This is a genomic window from Picosynechococcus sp. PCC 7003 (assembly GCF_001693255.1).
Taxonomy (GTDB): Bacteria; Cyanobacteriota; Cyanobacteriia; order Cyanobacteriales; family MRBY01; genus MRBY01.
On record NZ_CP016474.1, the window covers coordinates 2,599,815 to 2,617,126 of the forward strand.

Genomic DNA, 17,312 nt, shown 5'->3' on the forward strand with positions numbered 1-17,312 from the left:
GGCGGAGGCTTTTCAAAAAGATTAGGCTACAAAGATAGCATCAGTAACCCATCTTAATTATCCAGGATATTTGAGATTTTTTCTAGGGCGAGTTTCGCCGCGCCGACCATCCCCGCATTGTTTCCTAACTGGGCTTTGGTGAGTTTTAAATCAACCCGTGAGGAAGGCAGCACCCGCCGCTCAATTTCGGCGATCGCCGCTGGGAGGAAAAATTCACTGCTGGCACTAATGCCACCCCCCAGGATAATCATTTCGGGGGTGAAAATATAGATTAAGCTTGTTAGCCCTGCCCCCAACAGTTTGCCGTAGGTTTGCCAATGGGCGATCGCCTCAGCATCTCCCGCTTGGGCCAGTTGGCCTAATTCCCCAGGATCTTTGCCAGAAATCCGTTTGACGCCATTAATCGAACAATACTGCTCAAAGGAACCATTATTGCCGCTATTGCAAGGGGGGCCGTCAGGATTGAGGGTAATTAGTCCCAACTCACCAGCCGCACCATAATGGCCCGTAAACAGTTGCCCATTCAGAATGACTGCTCCACCCACCCCTGTTCCCAAGGTAATGAGTAAAAGATTTTGGCGATCGCGTCCGGCCCCTAACCAAGCTTCCCCCAGACCCGCACAGTTGGCATCGTTATTGAGGGTTGTCGGTAAACCTGTTTTTGCTTCGACCCAATCGGCGAGGGAGACATCCTGCCAACCATTGAGATTGATCGCAACCTTGGCAATGCGAGCGCTGCCGTCCACCGGCCCAGGGATGCCGATCCCTACTGCTTTACAGGTGCGATCTTGGTTGAGTTCATTCACTAAATTGGCGATCGCCTCAGCAACAGCGGTTGGGGTACTGGGTTGGGGGGTAGGAACTGATTTTTCCGCAAGACAAATACCATCGAGGCTAAATTTTCCCCCTTTGATGGCGGTGCCCCCCAGATCAATCCCAATCACTGCGCTCATCTAGTCCAATGCTCCATCTACCAAATTATTTAGCCCATACACATGGCGACGACCCGCCAAGGCCACTAATTCTACGTCCTTTTCGTCACCGGGTTCAAAGCGTACTGCTGTGCCCGCCGGAATATTTAAACGCATTCCCTTGGTGACTGCCCGGTCAAACTGGAGGGCACGATTTACCTCGAAAAAATGGAAATGAGACCCCACCTGGATCGGGCGATCGCCGGTGTTAGCTACCGTAACCACCTTTGTTTCTCGGCCTGCATTCAGTTCAATTTCCCCGGGTTGGGGGCGTAGTTCGCCTGGAATCATCGCCATATCGCTCCAAAAACTGCCTTTATCCTACGCAATTATCAGGAAATGCAACAGAGCAAAAAGTCGCCAAAATATCCAAGCTAGACTGAAAAAAATTCACGGGGGCGATCGCCGATGACCGGAACCTATACCATCAGAACCATGACCCAGCCGGAGTTGGATTTAGCCATTGAGTGGGCCGCCCAGGAGGGTTGGAATCCCGGCCTACAGGATGCCGCTAGTTTCTACGCCGCCGATCCCACAGGATTTCTGGTTGGTCTGCTGGATGGGGAGGTGATCGCCTGCATTTCCGCAGTGAAATATGCCCCGGATTTCGCCTTCATTGGCTTTTATATCGTCAAACCAGAATATCGTGGTCAAGGTTTCGGTTGGCAAATTTGGCAGGCCGCCCTCGCTACCGTGGGCGATCGCAATGTGGGCCTCGATGGGGTGGTCGCCCAGCAGGAAAATTACAAAAAATCGGGCTTTACCCTGGCCTACAACAACGTGCGTTACAGCGGTCTCGGTGGTGGCCAGATCCCTGAACATCACGGTCTAAAGCCCTTGACAGCGGTCGATATTGAGGAAATTTGTGCATATGATCAGCGGTTTTTTCCGGGCGATCGCCGCACCTTTTTAAATTCCTGGCTGCAGCAACCGAACAGCACCACCTGGGTGACGGTCAACAATGGTGAAATAACGGGCTATGGCATGGTGCGCCCTTGTCGTCAGGGTTATAAAATTGGCCCTCTCTTTGCCAACAATGCCGAAATTGCCGAACGTCTCTTTCTCGCCCTCAAAGGTAGCCTTCCCACCGGTAGTGAACTTTTCCTCGATGTGCCCATGGTGAATCCAGAGGCGATCGCCCTCGCCCAACGCTACCAACTGCAGCCTGTGTTTGAAACGGCACGGATGTACACCCAAGCGCCCCCGAAAATTCCTGTCAAAAACATTTTTGGGGTGACCAGTTTTGAATTAGGCTAGGCCAGCGCGGGGTTTCAGGCCATAAAAAAAGCATATGTTCTTACACATATGCCTGCCGTAAAAATGATTTAACTGATCTATTCGCCGTACTCGTTGAGAATTTCTTTTGCTTCCCGGACTGCATCCGCATTTTTGTTCTGGGCATCCTGCTGCTTGAGCATATGTCTCGCCCAAACCCGTTCCATCGCCCGGAGGGTTTCACTTTTCTCTTTACGCATCCGCATAGTTTTAAACTCCCTTTAAAAAAACCTAATTTAGTTACTTTTGATACAGAAACTATCTTTTCTATATTATATGCAGCGACCGTCAAAGATTCAAGGGCTTTTTTAGGTACAAGTCTTCTGAAAATGGGCAAAAAAAAATCAGCCGCAATCGCTGATTTATATTTTGATGTTCCCTAGGGGAAGTGCAACAAGCTCAACGGTCTAGAAAAGATCAAGAACACTCCGGGTATTTTCGCGGCGGCGGTCGTCCTTCGCTTCATATTCGGCCATGCAGCCATTTTGCTCGACCATTACACAACTGAGATAATCAGTAGCTTCAATCAAGGCCGCCCGGAGAGCTTGGCCAACAGGAGCGCGGTTTGTTTCGGTGCGATCGCCGCCGAGGTTAATCCCCGCAAAACTCGCTGTAGCGCCCCCAGAGGTCGAATCAGATTTTGCCCGTCCTTCAACGGTACGCGCATAGAGAACTTCCCCAGTGGTAGAGTCAACGACCCGCAGATCGACTGCAACGTAGGCCTCCTCGCTAGAACCACGGCCACCGCCGCCGAGCCGAACGCCACCGATCCGGATCCCACTGAGTCCAAAGCCAGTCGATTCTTCCTTAACGCCCTCTTCGTAGGAGGTGATCTGACCGAGGACGATGTATTGAGCGCCTGTGACCTGACCCCGTTGGGCGCCCGTTTCTGGGCGAACGATCCCCAATTCGGCTAATTCTTGCTCTGACAGGACAGCCCCTAGGTTTTGTCGTTCAACGACGCGGAAATTGCCCGTAGCAGTAAGCTCATTACTGAGGGCGTCGGCCAGTTCCTGGGAAGTGTTGCTGTTCCACCACCACCAACGGCTGCCATTGGTTTCGTTTTTAAATTCGGGAACAGAGATGGTCGGTTGCCACTGGGCCAGTGCTTTTTCGCCCCCAAGCCCCAGGGTGAGCGCGAAGAAGGCCAGGGCAGTAGAGCGACTTACGGATGTCAAAAGCTGAGTGGTTTTCATTGGTTTCTTCAGATGCTACGGAATAAGGACAAAATTTTGGATGGTGCCGTATGCTTGCCCTTATACATTTATACGCTTGTATTTACTTGCCGCATACTGACACTGATGCACTTTACTGCACTTAAACATACATTGACGCTTTTGTCCCCTCCTGGGGTTCCCGGTTTGAGGATTTTGTGGGGTGAAATATACTAAAAGGTCTGGAATTTGCCAGAAGCTGGCGTTTTCGGTTTGACTACTGCTTTGGAGAAGGGATCCCCCATGGCCCGTTATGCGCTTGTTCATGAATGGTTGACGCCCTACGCAACGGGGGGTTCAGAGCTGGTGGTGCAAGATATCCTCCAGGAAATTGAGGCCGATTTATTTGCCCTGATTGATTTTGAGTCCGCTAACCCTGATAGCTATCTCTATGGTCGGGCGATCGCCACAAGTTTTTTACAGAAATTTCCCCGGGCAAAATATGGTTTACAAAACTATCTGCCGCTGATGCCCTTAGCCATTGAGCAATTTAACCTTGAAGCTTATGACGTAATTTTGTCATCATCCCACGCGGTGGCTAAAGGGGTTTTGACGCGGCCCCACCAGCTACACATTTGCTATTGTCATACGCCGATGCGCTATGCCTGGGATTTAACCTTTGATTATTTAGATAACTCTGGTCTCGGCAAGGGCGTTAAAGGGATTGTGACGCGGTATTTTCTCCACCGACTGCGGCAGTGGGATGTGATCAGTGCCAACCAAGTGGATTATTTTATTGCCAATTCCCACTGGACAGCCCAACGGATCTGGCGTTGTTACCGGCGGCGGGCGGCGGTGATTTATCCCCCAGTCAATTTGGAGCGGTTTGCCTACCGAGAAGAAAAGGATGATTTTTATGTAACGGTGTCGCGGTTGGTGCCTTACAAAAAAGTGGCGTTGATTGTGGAAGCGTTTAACCAGGTGGGCAAAAATTTGGTGGTGATTGGCGGCGGGCCAGAGTTAGAGAAGCTCCAAAAGATGGCAAAACCAAATGTACAAATTTTGGGGCGGCAACCGGATGAAGTCGTAGAAGATTATCTGGCACGGGCAAAAGCCTATGTTTACGCGGGCTGCGAAGATTTCGGTATTGTGCTCGTGGAAGCCCAGGCCTGTGGGACGCCGGTGATTGCCTTCGGTCGAGGGGGTGCGGCAGAAATTGTTGCCGATGGAAAAACGGGGATTTTATTTCCCCAGCAATCGGCCCAGGCGATCGCCAACGGAGTCGAGCGTTTTGAGGCCCAAGCGCCAGAAATTCAGCCCGAAGCTTGTTTTGTGAGAGCCCAACAATTTGCCGCTAACATTTTTCGGCAAAGCTATGTAGAATTTGTAGACAACTGTCAAGAAAAGTGGCATGGATGGCGATCGCCCCGTTCCATGTTCCCAGGGTTTGACCAGTGGTGAGGCGCAACCCTAACGGCCAGGCAGTTTTTGGTGTGTGGAGAGGATCGTAATGGCAGTTTATCGGCAGTTTGATGCGCTGAAATTCGTTGCTGGGCTAGCGCGACAAGGCTCGGAGTTTTTGTTTGCCCCCAGCGATGATCGCTCCCTATCCCTGCGGCGCTGGCTCGATGGGGCGCTGGCGAAACGGAGCTTTGATATTTGTTTTTCCCTCGGCGTTTTGGTGCTGTTTTCTCCCCTCTATTTGGCGATCGCCCTGATTATTAAGCTCACTTCTCCCGGCCCTGTTTTCTATGTACAACGGCGGGTGGGTAAGGATTTTCGTCCCTTTGGCTGCATCAAGTTTCGGACGATGGTTATTAATGCTGACGCCGTACTCGAAGAAATGTTGCGGAGATCGCCAGAGTTACGCGCCGAATTTGAACAGGATTTCAAGCTCAAAAAAGACCCCCGTATTACTGGCATTGGCCATATTTTGCGCCTCACCAGCCTCGATGAATTTCCCCAGTTTTGGAATGTGCTCAAGGGCGATATGAGCATTGTTGGCCCCCGCCCCCTCGTCCCCAAGGAACTCTATAAATATGGTCGCCACATCGACAAAGTCTTGACTATTCGTCCGGGTCTCACGGGGCTATGGCAGGTGTCTGGGCGCAACGATATTCCCTATGGCACCCGGGTAAGGATGGATTCCTATTATGTGCACCACCGCCATTGGTTGATGGATTTGTGGATTGTCTGTAAAACCGTTTTTGTGATGCTATTCCCGAAAAATAACGGGGCCTACTAGGGCGAACTTTCTCGATAAAGCTTGTTGAGAATCGGGATGGTTTCCCACTGCTGGGGGCGAATCTGTTGCCAATCCAGGCCTTGGGGTTGTGGGTGGTTGTGGTGCGTTTGATAAATATTTGTGGGGGTACAAAGCCAATCCATGGGCCAGTCGTGGGCTTCTAGGGGCAATGCTTCGGGTGGCACCACCTGCAAATTGTGCACCGTGGTCACAATGGTCGTTTTTGCATTCACCAGGCCAAACCGTTGGAGGAGGGCTAGTTCTAAATCGGCGAAGCCCGCCCCCTTTCCGGTACGTCCGCCGGCCAGACTCACCGCTACACAGCCCACCACTGCGAGGTCAATTTTTTCCATTTCCACAAAGCTAACGGGACGGCCATACTTGAGGATGTTGTTTTTTTCAGCGGCGATCGCCAAATCGAGACCCTGGGGCACCTGTTCCCGCGTAATCGCGACAAAACAAGATTCGTCTACTAACTGCGGCACCGCCATGTATAGGGTTTTCCCCGCAGCCAGGGCTTGGTAACGCACAGGGGCTTGGGCTTTATCGGGGTTGCATTTAATCACCGTTGCCTGTCGCCAAATATCCAAAGTGCTTAACTGCTCAGCGGCGGCGATCGCCCCGACAAAATTGGGAATATGGCCATGGGGAGGCGTCACCGTTGCCCCGGCGATTCCAAGGCGATCCCAGATGGTTTGCCTAAGGGTCGCTTTTGCGGGGTTGTAATGCTGCCAAGGAGAATGGGTCATCGGTGCTATTTGCGGTGGGCCTGAAAATCTCGCCTGCGCCACAGTTGCCAACCCCAGACCCCGACAATTACGGAAATAATCCCGGCATAGAGGGTGCCGCTGGGAAGCCCTGAAAAGGCGATCGCCAAACTGCCCGCCCAGAGGGTGAGGCCATAGATAAATAAAACCGTGGTGCGATGGGAGAAGCCTGCCGCCAAAAGTCGATGGTGCAGATGTCGTTTATCCGGCTTGAAGGGGGAAGAGCCGCTACTAATCCGCGAAAAAACCACCGTTGTCATATCGATCAAGGGCACAGCTAAAATCACATAGGGCAGGAGCACTGCCGCCGCTGCTGTTGTTTTCACGAGGCCCACGACCCCCATGGCCGCCAGGGTAAAGCCCATAAAATAGGAGCCACCATCCCCCATAAAAATTTGGGCGGGGTTGAAGTTATAGCGCAAAAAGCCGAGAGCCGATCCCGCTAAGGCCGCTGCAATAAAAGCCACCATCGGTTCGTTGAGATAGAGAGTCGTCACCAACAGCACTGCCGCCGCAATTCCAGATACACCGGCGGCTAGACCATCAAGGCCATCAATCCAGTTAATGGCATTGGCCATGCCCACGAGCCAAATTAGAGTTAAAGGTAGGCTCAACCAGCCCACAGAAAAAACTTCCCCGGTGAAAGGAATCGTCAAAAATTCGATTTGTACTCCCATCAACCAGGCAATTCCCGCCGCGATAAATTGCATCAATAGTCGCGATAAGGCACTCAACTCAAATAAATCGTCCCCAAAGCCAATGGCAAAAAAGGCGATCGCCCCGAAAAGCACCCCCAAGATCGGCCATTGCTCCCCAGGGAACAAAGGAGGGAACCAATCCATCTGCCAAGCCGTCCCCAGAGACACAAGGGTGCCCGTAAAAATCGCCACGCCCCCCAAGCGCACCATCGGTCGGTCATGGACTTTCCGCTCGTTAGGGCGGTCTACCCGGCCACTCCGTAAGCCAATCGCTTTCACAATGGGGGTACTAATCAGCACCACAACCAGGGCGATCAGACTCGTGACTAAATACAACAATTCCTTCGGCATATTGGCGTTGGCTAAGAACAGAGAGAGTAGGGCAAAAACCGAAACAAGAAAAAACTCAGGCTACCTTTTTCATTAAACCTGAGCTTTCCATTATTTAAAAAGATATTAAAGAATTTAGGCGATCGCCGCTACCGGAATCTGTAAATGGGGGTAGAGGGGGAACTTCTCACAGAGATCCGCAACGCGCCCCAGACAATCCTGTTTCACCGCTTCATCATCTGGATTTAACAGACGATCCGCAATGATGTTGGCAATTTCAGCGAAGTCCACTTCCTTGAGGCCCCGGGTGGTCATCGCTGGCGAACCGAGGCGGATGCCGCTCCCAATCCAAGGCTTCTCAGGATCAAAGGGAACAGTGTTTTTATTAGCGGTGATGTTGATCTCACTGATCAAAGCATCAGCCCGCTTCCCGTTCATGCCAATGGAGCGCATATCCACAAGCATCAGGTGGTTATCTGTCCCGTTAGAAACCAACTTAAAGCCACGGCTGACGAGGGTATTGGCCATCGATTGGGCGTTGGCAATCACCTGGGCAGAGTAAGCTTTAAATTCCGGCTTGAGGGCTTCGCCGAAGGCCACTGCTTTACCGGCAATGACATGCTCAAGGGGGCCACCTTGGCTACCGGGGAACACAGACTTATCAAATTTCTTGCCCAGTTCGGCGTCGCGGGTCATGATCAAACCGCCCCGGGGGCCACGTAGGGTCTTGTGGGTAGTGGTGGTAACCACATCACAGTAGGGAATTGGGTTGGGGTGATGACCGGTCGCTACCAAACCAGCGATGTGGGCAATGTCTGCCATCAGATAGGCACCCACTTCATCGGCGATCGCCCGGAACTTATCAAACTCGATAATGCGCGGGTAAGCAGAATAACCACAGATGATCAGCTTCGGTTTTTCCCGCAGGGCAATTTCACGGATTTCATCATAATCAAGGCGTTCTGTTTCTTTATTGACGCCATATTGCACCACTTCAAACCATTTCCCCGACACATTTACTGGAGAACCGTGGGTGAGGTGACCACCATGGGAGAGATCCATCCCCATAATCTTGTCGCCGGGTTCCAGGAGCGTTAGGAACACTGCAAAGTTGGCCTGGGCGCCGGAGTGGGGTTGAACATTGGCATGGGCCGCCCCAAACAGTTCCTTGACGCGATCAATGGCAATTTGCTCTACTTGATCAACAAATTCACAGCCGCCGTAATAACGCTTATTGGGAAGACCTTCGGCATATTTATTCGTGAGGACAGAACCCTGAGCCGCCATCACCGCTGGGGAGGTGAAGTTTTCGCTGGCGATGAGTTCGAGGTGTACCCGCTGGCGATTGAGTTCGCTGGCAATCATCCCAGCAACGACGCTATCGGTTTGGGCTAAGAAATCAAGGTTAGTTTGGGTCACGGTGAGGTCTTCCTTTCGCAATCGCAAATAAAATTTAAAAATACTTCCTGCGGATGGCGCATTATACCATCGGCATCGCTAAAATTTTAACAAACATTCCTTGTCGAACCGGGCCCCATAGATGAAGCAATGGCTCCCAAGGTTAAGCAGTGTAGCAAGTTTAACGAATTTATCAGCAGTTCCCTTTACAATAAAAATTAAGCAAGAGTGGTTGTTGGGTCCCATGGGAGGCAAGCTCAGATGTTGATGATCCTTACGGATGGACAGATCTTACCCACTGATCAAGTGTGCCAGGGTTGTTTGATGGCTGATCAGAGTGGCACCCCCCGCGTGCGCCAGGGCAAATTATGTTGTGGTCATCTCATTAATGGCAATTTGCCTAAGGTAGCGACAACCTATGAGTGCCAAATGGGTTTTCGGATTGCCGACGTTGGTGATTAGGCTTTCTGTTTCCAGTCAATTTCATTCAAAATACTAATCACAAAAATCCCCCAAATTTTGAACAGTCAAGCAATGGGGGAAATATTAGGTAGAAATTATTTATCGGGCAGGTCTAGGCGATTTTCGGGGCCTCAGTGCCCTTTGTATCTTTTGATTCACTAAAGAAAGTGCTATAGGCATATCCAGCGACGATCGCCCCAAAAATCGGTGCTACCCAAAAGAGCCACAGTTGACCGATTAATTCAACGTTGCCACAAAACAGAGCAACCCCCGTACTCCGGGCTGGATTGACCGAGGTATTTGTGATCGGAATACTGATCAAGTGAATCAAGGTTAAACCCAGACCAATGGCGACTGGAGCGAAACCAGCTGGAGCACGACGATCTGTGGAACCCAAAATAATCATCAGAAACATAAAGGTCATGACAATTTCGGTAATTAAAGCCGCGAGTAAGCCATAACCCCCTGGAGAATGGCTACCAAAGCCGTTGGTGGCCAGGGGATTCGAACCCGATAAATCTAAAGCGCCATTCCCGCTACCAACGATTAGAATAACAAGGCCGGCTAGAGCCCCTCCCAGCACTTGGGCAATGATATAAGGCAGTAATTCTTTGCCTGGTAAGCGTTTGGCCGCCCATAATCCAAAGGATACTGCCGGGTTAAAATGCCCCCCGGAAATATGTCCAAAAGCGTAGGCACCAGTGACAACGGTTAAACCAAAGGCGAGGGAAACTCCGAGAAAGCCTAGACCTAGCCCATTAGAAGGGTCGTTGTCAGACAGGGCAACGACAGCGGCAAAAACAGCACTACCACATCCTCCCAGGACTAACCAGAACGTTCCTAGAAATTCCGCAAGATATTTTTTCATATTGTTTTGTGACTCACAAACAAGACTGCAGACGTAATTGTCTGCTTAGAATTCTATATAGCTATGATTTCTTTATAAAAATTTATTGAATCGTTTTAAAAGGGGGGTTTTGCGCCCGCAGAGAGCGATCATCGCTTTTTTTGAGGTTTTTCCCATCGCATCTAAAAAAAGGCTTACCTGGAACTTTGCAACACCAGGCCAGAGGCGATCGCCATCACGATCAAGTTGGGTAACCAGGCCGCCAAAATAGGGGGCAGATACCCGGCTACGCCCACGGAACTGATCATAAAAGCGAGAAAATAATACCCAAAGATCAACCCCACACAGAGGCCAAACCCCGTGGCTTTCCCGGCACTCTGGGGCCGCAAACCAATGGCTGCCCCCACCACACCCAGGGCGAGACAAATAAAAGGAAACGAAATTTTTTCTTGGAACCGCACCCGCAACTTACGCAACCAGGCTTCATCCCGGTCAGGGTCAGCGGCGACGGTCTGCATATATTGTCGGAGCTGGGCTAGGCTCATATCTTCGTGCTTGGGTAATTCTTCGTCCACCCGCAGTTCGTTACTGAGTTGGATTTGGTGGCGGTCGAAGCGCAGCACATTGCGATAGGAACCATCGGCATTAATAAAGTAGATAATGCCATTTTGAAAACTCCATTGATTGCGAGCCAGATCCCAGCCAGCAGCTTCGGCGGTGACAATTTGGTTGAGGCTGCCATTAGAGCGGTCGATAATCGTCAGATCCTTCATTTGCTGCCCATCAAATTCGGCGGCATAAAATAAGCGTTTGAGGACGTCATCTTCGCCATATTCGGGATAAATAATTTTTTCGTCCCGAAAGGGGGCCTGTTTCTGGAGGAATGCCTGCTCTAGGGTTTGGGTGGCCTGGGCATTGGCGAGGGGAATGACTTGATCTTTAAAAACAAAAGTAATTGTTGTAGCAAAGATGCTAAACAACAAGGCAGGCAACACAAGACGATAAACACTGATGCCGAGGCTGCGGAGAGCGATAATTTCACTATCTCCCGACAGACGACTGTAAACAATGAGGGTGGCCAAGAGCACCGCCATGGGCAGGGCAAAACCGATAAATTCAGGCATTTTTAGGGCCATCACCTTTAGAGCCACATCAAAGAGCAACCGAGATTCTCGCACCTGGGCCAAGAGATCAAAGAGGCTACCGACGGCGATCCCCAGGGCGGAAAATAGCCCCAGGCCAAATGCAAAAGCTAGATTGAGTTCACCGATGATGTAGCGGTCTAAAACGGAGAAGTTCTTGAGCAAAGATTTCATTGAAGCGGCAGGGTGGCAATGGCTTGGGTGAAGTCGTTGATATTGTGGTTCAATTCTTTGGCGATCGCCAATCCCCTTTGGAACGCAACAAGGGCATCGGGGTAGCGGCCCGCCTGTTCATAGAGGGTGCCGAGGGTACGGTAGGTTTCCATCATCCCAAAGCGGTTATAGCTAGACTCTTGGACGGTGATCAGTTGTTCGTAGACCTGGACGCCAGCGGTGTTTTTCTCCTGGGCCAGGTAAAGGGTCGCCAACTGGGTGAGGGCACTTTCGGCGGCGTCAAAATACCCCAGTTCCCAGGCGAGGGTAAAGGCATCGCGGCTAAAGCTCACGGCTTGGGGATAGTCCTGGAGTTGCCCGTAGTTAGCAGCGATTTGCTGGTAGGTGCGGATCAGTTGGGGCAGGTTTTGTTCTTGGAAATAAACAGGGGTGAGTTGCCGCTGTTGGGCGATCGCCTTTGCTGGTTGCTGGGTTTGTTCATAGAGGGCGGCGAGTTGTTCCCGGTCGGCATCCGTCAGGGCGTTGAGGGTTTCAATTTCTTCTAGGGCAGCGAGGGCGGCGTCAGTGTTGAACCAATCTAGGGCCAGTTGGGTAATCAGGCGCAAAATTTCCGGTTTATAAGGATCTTCAAGGGTCTCTAGGTGCTGCCGATAAAGGGCGATCGCCCGTTGGGAATCGCGAATTTGTTCATAGGCCGTGGCCAGGGGCAGCAGGAGGTTATAGTCTTGGGGGAAATCTTGCTGTTCGATGGCCACCAAACGTTCGGTGATGATTTCTACTGGCTCCGTTTGGTTGTCTTCCCAGGCGATCGCCCCAATCCGCCCTAGGCTTTCAACTTCGGCCTGGCGATCCGGTAAAACTTGCCGTAACTGCAGTTGCCGCCACCACCGGGAAAAAGCCGCATCTTTGTTGCCCTCGGCCCATCGCTCAAACCCCTCGGCCTCTAGGGTGATAATTTCTTGGGTCAGTTGGGTGGCTTGGGACTCACTCAAAGGGCGATCGCCTTGCTGTGCGGGGAGCAAAGAATCCTGAATTGGCCCTACCAAAGACGCCGCCGAAACCTGCCCGGCCCCCATCATTAAGCTGAGGCTAAGAAAAAGCAAAAGTTTGCGATAACAATTGGTCATGGGGTTTACTCTATTAACAATGGCGAGAAAGGCTTCCCGTCACAGTTTCGATCCTCTGCATAAAAAGTATATGTCCTCTGCGAAAACCGCCAGTAAACTCAAAACTGACCTCGATAATCCGCAATATTATTTTAATCGGGAACTCAGTTGGCTTGAATTTAACCGCCGCGTGCTCAGCGAGGGATTAGACGACCGCAACGTACTCCTAGAGCGCCTCAAATTTCTGGCCATTTTTAGCAATAACCTCGACGAATTTTTCATGGTGCGGGTTGCCGGACTGAAGCAACAAGTAGAAGCTGGGGTCAGCAAACTCTCCTTTGATGGACGCAATCCCGCCGAACAACTCCAGGACATCTACGAACGCCTCAAACCCCTCGTCCAACTCCAAGACCAACATTTTCAACACACCCTCAAGCCCCTCCTCGCCCAAGAAGGGATTTACCTCGTTGATTACCTCGACCTCAACCGGGAACAACGGAACTATCTCCATGATTTTTATCGGGAGCATATTTTTCCCGTCCTAACGCCCCTCGCCGTTGATCCGAGTCACCCATTCCCCCACATTTCTAACCTCAGTCTCAACCTCGCGGTGGTGATCAAAGAACCAGAAAACGAGCAACAGGAAAGATTTGCCCGGGTCAAGGTGCCGGGAAATTTCCCCCGGTTTGTCACGCTACCACCAGAGCTTTGCTATTACCCTGACCAAGAACAAGCGATTTGGGTCGGGGTGCCCATCGAACAGGTGATCGCCCATAATCTGGATACCCTATTCCCCCAGATGAATATCCAGGAGTGCTATGCCTTTCGGGTGACCCGCAATGCTTCCCTCTCAGTAGAAGAAGATGAAGCTGATGATTTGATGATCGCCATCGAGGAACAGTTACATAAGCGGCGTTTTAGTGGCTCTGTGGTGCGCTTGGAAATTCACCATTCCATGCCAGAAGATGTGCGACAAATGCTGATCAAGGAAATGGATCTCCAGGACATTGATGTCTATGAGGTAGAAGGCTTAATTGGCTTGGATTCTTTATTTACCTTCTTGGGTTTACCCCTCAAGCGTCTCAAGGATAAACCTTGGTCACCCACCGCCCCCGCCTGGCTCGATGCAGGTAAAGGCAGCCGTTCTTCAGAGGAATTTGAGCCGGACTTTTTTGAGCTGATTCGCCAAGGCGATCGCCTTCTGCACCACCCCTACCATTCCTTTTCAGCCACCGTCCAAGCCTTTATTACCCAGGCGGCGAAGGATCCCGACGTGCTGGCGATTAAAATGACCCTCTATCGAACCTCCGGCGATTCTCCGATTATTCAGTCCCTCATCGAAGCCGCCCAAAATGGGAAGCAGGTGGCGGTATTAGTGGAACTCAAAGCCCGCTTTGACGAAGAAAATAACATTAACTGGGCGAGAACCCTCGAACAAAAAGGGGTTCATGTGGTCTATGGCCTGGCTGGGCTAAAAACCCATACCAAAATTGTCCTGGTGGTGCGCCAAGAGAAAAAGAAAAAAATTCGCCGCTACGTCCACATTGGCACCGGCAACTACAACCCAAAAACCGCCCGCCTCTATACGGATCTGGGGCTACTGAGTTGCCGGGAAGATTTAGGGGCAGACCTCACGGATTTGTTTAATTTCCTCACGGGCTATTCCCGCCAAAATTCCTACCGAAAGTTACTGGTGGCCCCCGTCACCCTCAGGCCCCGCATGGTAGCGATGATTGAGCGGGAGATTGCCCACGTCAAAAATGGCGGCAGTGGACGGATCGTCGCGAAAATGAACTCCCTGGTTGATCGTGAAATGATCCAAACCCTTTATCGGGCGTCCCAAGCGGGAGTGGAAATTGATCTGATCGTGCGGGGGATTTGTTGTCTGCGCCCCGGTGTCGAAGGCCTTAGTGAAAATATCCGCGTCATCAGTATTATTGGGCGTTTTTTGGAACACTCGCGCATTTACTATTTCCAGAATGATGGGGCTGAGGAAATGTATATCGGTAGTGCCGATTGGATGACCCGGAACCTGAGTCGTCGGGTAGAAGCGGTGGCCCCCGTAGAAGATCCCAAGTTAATTGGTGATCTCAACGAAATTCTGGGGATTATGTTGTCTGATAACCGTTTATCTTGGCAGCTCCAGAAGGATGGCCATTATCGCCAAAAGGAACCCCATGCAGATGGCCACAGCGATAGCACCCACGATATTTTGATGCAGATGGCTCTCCAGGACAGCTTAGATTAATTTTCGTTGCAGAGAGTTGTGAATTCTGTGGTAGCATTCTAGCGCTTTTGGCTTGAACTTTTTGTTACGGAGACACATTGAATTTAAGCGTTTTAAAACGGGAATGGTTTGCTAATGTGCGGGCCGATATTCTGGCGGGTGCAGTGGTGGGATTGGCTTTGATCCCAGAGGCGATCGCCTTTTCAATCATCGCTGGGGTTGATCCGAAGGTGGGTCTATATGCTTCGTTTATCATCGCGGTGATGACGGCCTTTCTGGGAGGTAGACCCGGTTCCATTTCAGCAGCCACAGGAGCGATGGCCCTGTTGATGATTGATCTGGTGAAAGATCATGGGTTGGAATATTTGTTTGCGACGACCCTCTTGACAGGGGTGATTCAGCTGATCTTTGGGTTTCTCAAACTGGGTCGCCAGATGAAATATGTGCCGCGAGCGGTGGTCTTGGGCTATGTGAATGCTTTGGCGGTGTTGATTTTCTTGGCCCAACTGCCCCAACTGATCGGAAAATCACCAATGGTTTATATGCTCACGGCGTTGTCCCTGGGGATTATCTATGGTTTACCGCGGCTAACAACGGTGGTGCCCTCGCCCCTAGTGACCTTGGCCGTGATGACGGTGGCGGCGATCGCCTTAAATTTAGATGTTCCGACAGTGGGCGATATGGGCGAACTGCCCACGGCCTTGCCTTTCTTCCGTTTGCCCCAGGTGCCCCTGAACTGGGAGACGCTACAGATTATTTTCCCCTACGCAATCACCCTCGCCATTGTTGGCCTCCTGGCCTCATTCTTGACCGCTTCTCTGGTGGATGAGTTGACCGATACCCCCAGTGACAAAAATCAAGAGGCGAAGGGACAGGGCTTTGCCAACATTATTACGGCGTTTTTTGGGGGCATGGCGGGCTGCGGCATGATTGGCCAATCGGTGATCAATGTCCAGTCCGGTGGTCGGGGCCGTTTATCAACCCTATGTGCAGGGATTTTTCTGTTAATTGCGATTTTGGGTCTCCAGGATTGGGTGCAGCAGATGCCGATGGCGGCCTTGGTGGCGATTATGATCATGGTCTCTATCGGGACGTTCCGCTGGTCTTCTCTTAAAAATCTGTCCCGTCTGCCGCGCAGTGAATCCATGGTGATGCTGACGACGATGACAGTGATTATCTTGACCCGCAATTTTGCCCTGGGAGTCGCGACGGGTATTGTGATGAGTACGGTCTTTTTCTCCAATAAAATTGCGCAAGTCGTCTTGGTGGACAAGCGGGTTGAAGCCGGGGGCGATCGCCATGTTTATACCGTCCGGGGGCAAATCTTTTTTGTCTCTAAGGAAGAATTTTTTGACGCCTTTAACTTTGAAGAAGTCGTCGATGAAGTCGTCATTGATCTCAGTGCAGCCCACCTCTGGGATCAAGGGGCTGTGGAAATGCTCGACCGCATTGTGGCAAAGTTTCACCGCACAGGGGCAGAAGTGGAGTTACTGGGTCTCAACGCCGAAAGTGCAAAACTGGTAGATAAGCTGGCCACCTATAGTAAAAAGCACACCGCGAAAGCGACCCCGGCTCCCGTAGACGTTTCTTGAGAACCTTAAAGAATCATGCAACGAATTTTGTTATGTACCGACGGCTCTAACTTTGCCCAGAGTAATTATCAATATGCCGCTTGGTTTGGCGATCGCCTGGGGGCCACCATCGATGTACTCCATGTCACCGATGCCCGCAGTCGGGCCGCTGCCGATGCCCGTAATTTTAGTGGCAGCATTGGTCTGGGGACCTCAGAAAATCTCCTTCAACGTTTGGTCGCCCTCGAACACGAAAAAGCCAAGCTTGACCATGAACGGGCAAAATTGATTCTCCAAGACGCCCAAGAAACCCTCACCACTGCTGGCCAAGCTCCCGAAAAGCTCCTCCATGAGGTGGGCTATTTTATCGATTGTCTCCAACACCTAGAACAAAATACCGATCTGATTATCTTGGGTAAACGGGGAGAATCAGAAAATATCGCCCCCGATCACCTCGGTGCTAATTTGGAACGCCTGATCCGGTCGAGCCATAAACCCTGCTTAGTCACCACCCGGGAGTTTCACCCCATCGAGCGTATTCTCGTCGCCTACGATGACAGTCCCAGTTGCCGCAAGCTCCTCGATTTTTTAGGTGAATGCGCCGCCCTTAGAGCCTTAGAAATCCATGTGCTGACCGTTACGAAAAAACCCGGTGATGCCACTACTAACCCCTGCCTTGCCCAAGCTAAGCAACAATTGAGCGCCGCTGGCATTGAAGCCCATTATCACCTTGCCCCAGGCAACTCTGAAACGGCGATCGCCCAGTTTTGTGACCAAGCCAAAATTAACCTGTTAATGATTGGTGCCTACGGCCATAGTCGCATTCGCTACTTTGTCATTGGCAGCACCACCGTCCAAATCCTCCGCAGCAGTCGCATCCCTGTCTTCGTTTATCGCTAACCGTTTACCGACTGCCGAGAAACACTCCGAAAAGTAAAAATAAAA

General features: G+C 51.3%; 16 protein-coding genes and 1 pseudogene. 7 read left to right on the top strand and 10 right to left on the bottom strand.

Annotation, left to right across the window (positions count from 1 at the left end; translation table 11 throughout):
- Positions 1 to 53: 53 nt before the first annotated feature.
- Positions 54 to 953, bottom strand: coding sequence for an ROK family protein (locus tag AWQ21_RS12340; RefSeq protein ID WP_065714794.1), 900 nt, complete (start codon positions 951 to 953; stop codon positions 54 to 56).
- Positions 954 to 1,262, bottom strand: a complete 309-nt coding sequence (locus AWQ21_RS12345; RefSeq protein WP_065715340.1) for an urease subunit beta — start codon at positions 1,260 to 1,262, stop codon at positions 954 to 956. It abuts the gene before it with no gap.
- 117 nt (positions 1,263 to 1,379) lie between these two features.
- On the opposite strand from AWQ21_RS12345, the gene AWQ21_RS12350 reads away from it, so the two are divergent.
- Positions 1,380 to 2,228, top strand: coding sequence for a GNAT family N-acetyltransferase (locus AWQ21_RS12350; RefSeq protein WP_065714795.1), 849 nt, complete (start codon positions 1,380 to 1,382; stop codon positions 2,226 to 2,228).
- 77 nt (positions 2,229 to 2,305) lie between these two features.
- On the opposite strand, the gene AWQ21_RS16285 is transcribed toward AWQ21_RS12350, so the two are convergent.
- Positions 2,306 to 2,452 carry a hypothetical protein gene (locus tag AWQ21_RS16285; RefSeq protein ID WP_157094763.1) on the bottom strand — a complete coding sequence of 49 codons (147 nt, stop codon included), beginning with the start codon at positions 2,450 to 2,452 and terminating at the stop codon, positions 2,306 to 2,308.
- A gap of 201 nt (positions 2,453 to 2,653) precedes the next feature.
- The gene (locus AWQ21_RS12355) at positions 2,654 to 3,442 is read right to left on the bottom strand and encodes a CsgG/HfaB family protein (protein ID WP_065714796.1); all 789 of its coding nucleotides are present in this window, start codon (positions 3,440 to 3,442) and stop codon (positions 2,654 to 2,656) included.
- 261 nt (positions 3,443 to 3,703) lie between these two features.
- On the opposite strand from AWQ21_RS12355, the gene AWQ21_RS12360 reads away from it, so the two are divergent.
- Complete coding sequence (locus AWQ21_RS12360; RefSeq protein ID WP_065714797.1) at positions 3,704 to 4,861, top strand: glycosyltransferase; 1,158 nt, start codon at positions 3,704 to 3,706, stop codon at positions 4,859 to 4,861.
- Positions 4,862 to 4,910: 49 nt separating this feature from the next.
- Positions 4,911 to 5,645 (top strand): sugar transferase, encoded by a 735-nt coding sequence (locus AWQ21_RS12365; protein ID WP_065714798.1) that lies wholly within the window; start codon positions 4,911 to 4,913, stop codon positions 5,643 to 5,645.
- On the opposite strand, the gene AWQ21_RS12370 is transcribed toward AWQ21_RS12365, so the two are convergent.
- The 3 genes from AWQ21_RS12370 to glyA form a co-directional block, all read right to left on the bottom strand.
- Positions 5,642 to 6,394, bottom strand: coding sequence for a 5-formyltetrahydrofolate cyclo-ligase (locus AWQ21_RS12370; RefSeq protein ID WP_065714799.1), 753 nt, complete (start codon positions 6,392 to 6,394; stop codon positions 5,642 to 5,644). The genes AWQ21_RS12365 and AWQ21_RS12370 overlap by 4 nt on opposite strands.
- Before the next feature lie 5 nt (positions 6,395 to 6,399).
- The gene (locus tag AWQ21_RS12375; protein WP_065714800.1) at positions 6,400 to 7,461 is read right to left on the bottom strand and encodes a glycosyltransferase family 4 protein; all 1,062 of its coding nucleotides are present in this window, start codon (positions 7,459 to 7,461) and stop codon (positions 6,400 to 6,402) included.
- Positions 7,462 to 7,575: 114 nt separating this feature from the next.
- A complete protein-coding gene (gene glyA, locus AWQ21_RS12380) occupies positions 7,576 to 8,859 on the bottom strand; it encodes a serine hydroxymethyltransferase (RefSeq protein WP_065714801.1) in 1,284 nt (427 codons plus the stop codon).
- A 240-nt stretch (positions 8,860 to 9,099) separates the two neighbouring features.
- On the opposite strand from glyA, the gene AWQ21_RS12385 reads away from it, so the two are divergent.
- Positions 9,100 to 9,300: a hypothetical protein gene (locus tag AWQ21_RS12385; RefSeq protein ID WP_065714802.1), complete on the top strand. Its 201-nt coding sequence runs from the start codon at positions 9,100 to 9,102 to the stop codon at positions 9,298 to 9,300.
- Between the two features lie 112 nt (positions 9,301 to 9,412).
- On the opposite strand, the pseudogene aqpZ reads toward AWQ21_RS12385, so the two are convergent.
- The 3 genes and pseudogenes from aqpZ to AWQ21_RS12400 form a co-directional block, all read right to left on the bottom strand.
- Positions 9,413 to 10,171 (bottom strand): annotated as a pseudogene (gene aqpZ / locus AWQ21_RS12390) (aquaporin Z); the annotation flags it as partial.
- 170 nt (positions 10,172 to 10,341) lie between these two features.
- Positions 10,342 to 11,463, bottom strand: a complete 1,122-nt coding sequence (locus AWQ21_RS12395; RefSeq protein ID WP_065714804.1) for an LptF/LptG family permease — start codon at positions 11,461 to 11,463, stop codon at positions 10,342 to 10,344.
- Positions 11,460 to 12,590, bottom strand: coding sequence for a lipopolysaccharide assembly protein LapB (locus tag AWQ21_RS12400; protein ID WP_065714805.1), 1,131 nt, complete (start codon positions 12,588 to 12,590; stop codon positions 11,460 to 11,462). The genes AWQ21_RS12395 and AWQ21_RS12400 overlap by 4 nt, the downstream gene beginning before the upstream one ends.
- 70 nt (positions 12,591 to 12,660) lie before the next feature.
- Between AWQ21_RS12400 and ppk1 the strand changes: the two genes are divergently transcribed.
- The 3 genes from ppk1 (at position 12,661) to AWQ21_RS12415 (ending at position 17,267) form a co-directional block, all read left to right on the top strand.
- Positions 12,661 to 14,817 (top strand): polyphosphate kinase 1, encoded by a 2,157-nt coding sequence (ppk1, locus tag AWQ21_RS12405; RefSeq protein WP_065714806.1) that lies wholly within the window; start codon positions 12,661 to 12,663, stop codon positions 14,815 to 14,817.
- Between the two features lie 77 nt (positions 14,818 to 14,894).
- Positions 14,895 to 16,388 (top strand): SulP family inorganic anion transporter, encoded by a 1,494-nt coding sequence (locus AWQ21_RS12410; RefSeq protein ID WP_065714807.1) that lies wholly within the window; start codon positions 14,895 to 14,897, stop codon positions 16,386 to 16,388.
- Between the two features lie 15 nt (positions 16,389 to 16,403).
- The gene (locus tag AWQ21_RS12415) at positions 16,404 to 17,267 is read left to right on the top strand and encodes a universal stress protein (RefSeq protein ID WP_065714808.1); all 864 of its coding nucleotides are present in this window, start codon (positions 16,404 to 16,406) and stop codon (positions 17,265 to 17,267) included.
- Positions 17,268 to 17,312: the final 45 nt, after the last annotated feature.

Coding starts and splice junctions, on each gene's coding strand:
- AWQ21_RS12385 (WP_065714802.1), top strand. CDS start 9,100: ATGTTGATGATCCTTACGGATGGACAGATCTTACCCACTGATCAAGTG.
- AWQ21_RS12345 (WP_065715340.1), bottom strand. CDS start 1,262: ATGATTCCAGGCGAACTACGCCCCCAACCCGGGGAAATTGAACTGAAT.
- AWQ21_RS12375 (WP_065714800.1), bottom strand. CDS start 7,461: ATGCCGAAGGAATTGTTGTATTTAGTCACGAGTCTGATCGCCCTGGTT.
- AWQ21_RS16285 (WP_157094763.1), bottom strand. CDS start 2,452: ATGCGGATGCGTAAAGAGAAAAGTGAAACCCTCCGGGCGATGGAACGG.
- AWQ21_RS12340 (WP_065714794.1), bottom strand. CDS start 953: ATGAGCGCAGTGATTGGGATTGATCTGGGGGGCACCGCCATCAAAGGG.
- AWQ21_RS12400 (WP_065714805.1), bottom strand. CDS start 12,590: ATGACCAATTGTTATCGCAAACTTTTGCTTTTTCTTAGCCTCAGCTTA.
- AWQ21_RS12395 (WP_065714804.1), bottom strand. CDS start 11,463: ATGAAATCTTTGCTCAAGAACTTCTCCGTTTTAGACCGCTACATCATC.
- AWQ21_RS12415 (WP_065714808.1), top strand. CDS start 16,404: ATGCAACGAATTTTGTTATGTACCGACGGCTCTAACTTTGCCCAGAGT.
- AWQ21_RS12355 (WP_065714796.1), bottom strand. CDS start 3,442: ATGAAAACCACTCAGCTTTTGACATCCGTAAGTCGCTCTACTGCCCTG.
- AWQ21_RS12360 (WP_065714797.1), top strand. CDS start 3,704: ATGGCCCGTTATGCGCTTGTTCATGAATGGTTGACGCCCTACGCAACG.
- ppk1 (WP_065714806.1), top strand. CDS start 12,661: ATGTCCTCTGCGAAAACCGCCAGTAAACTCAAAACTGACCTCGATAAT.
- AWQ21_RS12365 (WP_065714798.1), top strand. CDS start 4,911: ATGGCAGTTTATCGGCAGTTTGATGCGCTGAAATTCGTTGCTGGGCTA.
- AWQ21_RS12350 (WP_065714795.1), top strand. CDS start 1,380: ATGACCGGAACCTATACCATCAGAACCATGACCCAGCCGGAGTTGGAT.
- AWQ21_RS12370 (WP_065714799.1), bottom strand. CDS start 6,394: ATGACCCATTCTCCTTGGCAGCATTACAACCCCGCAAAAGCGACCCTT.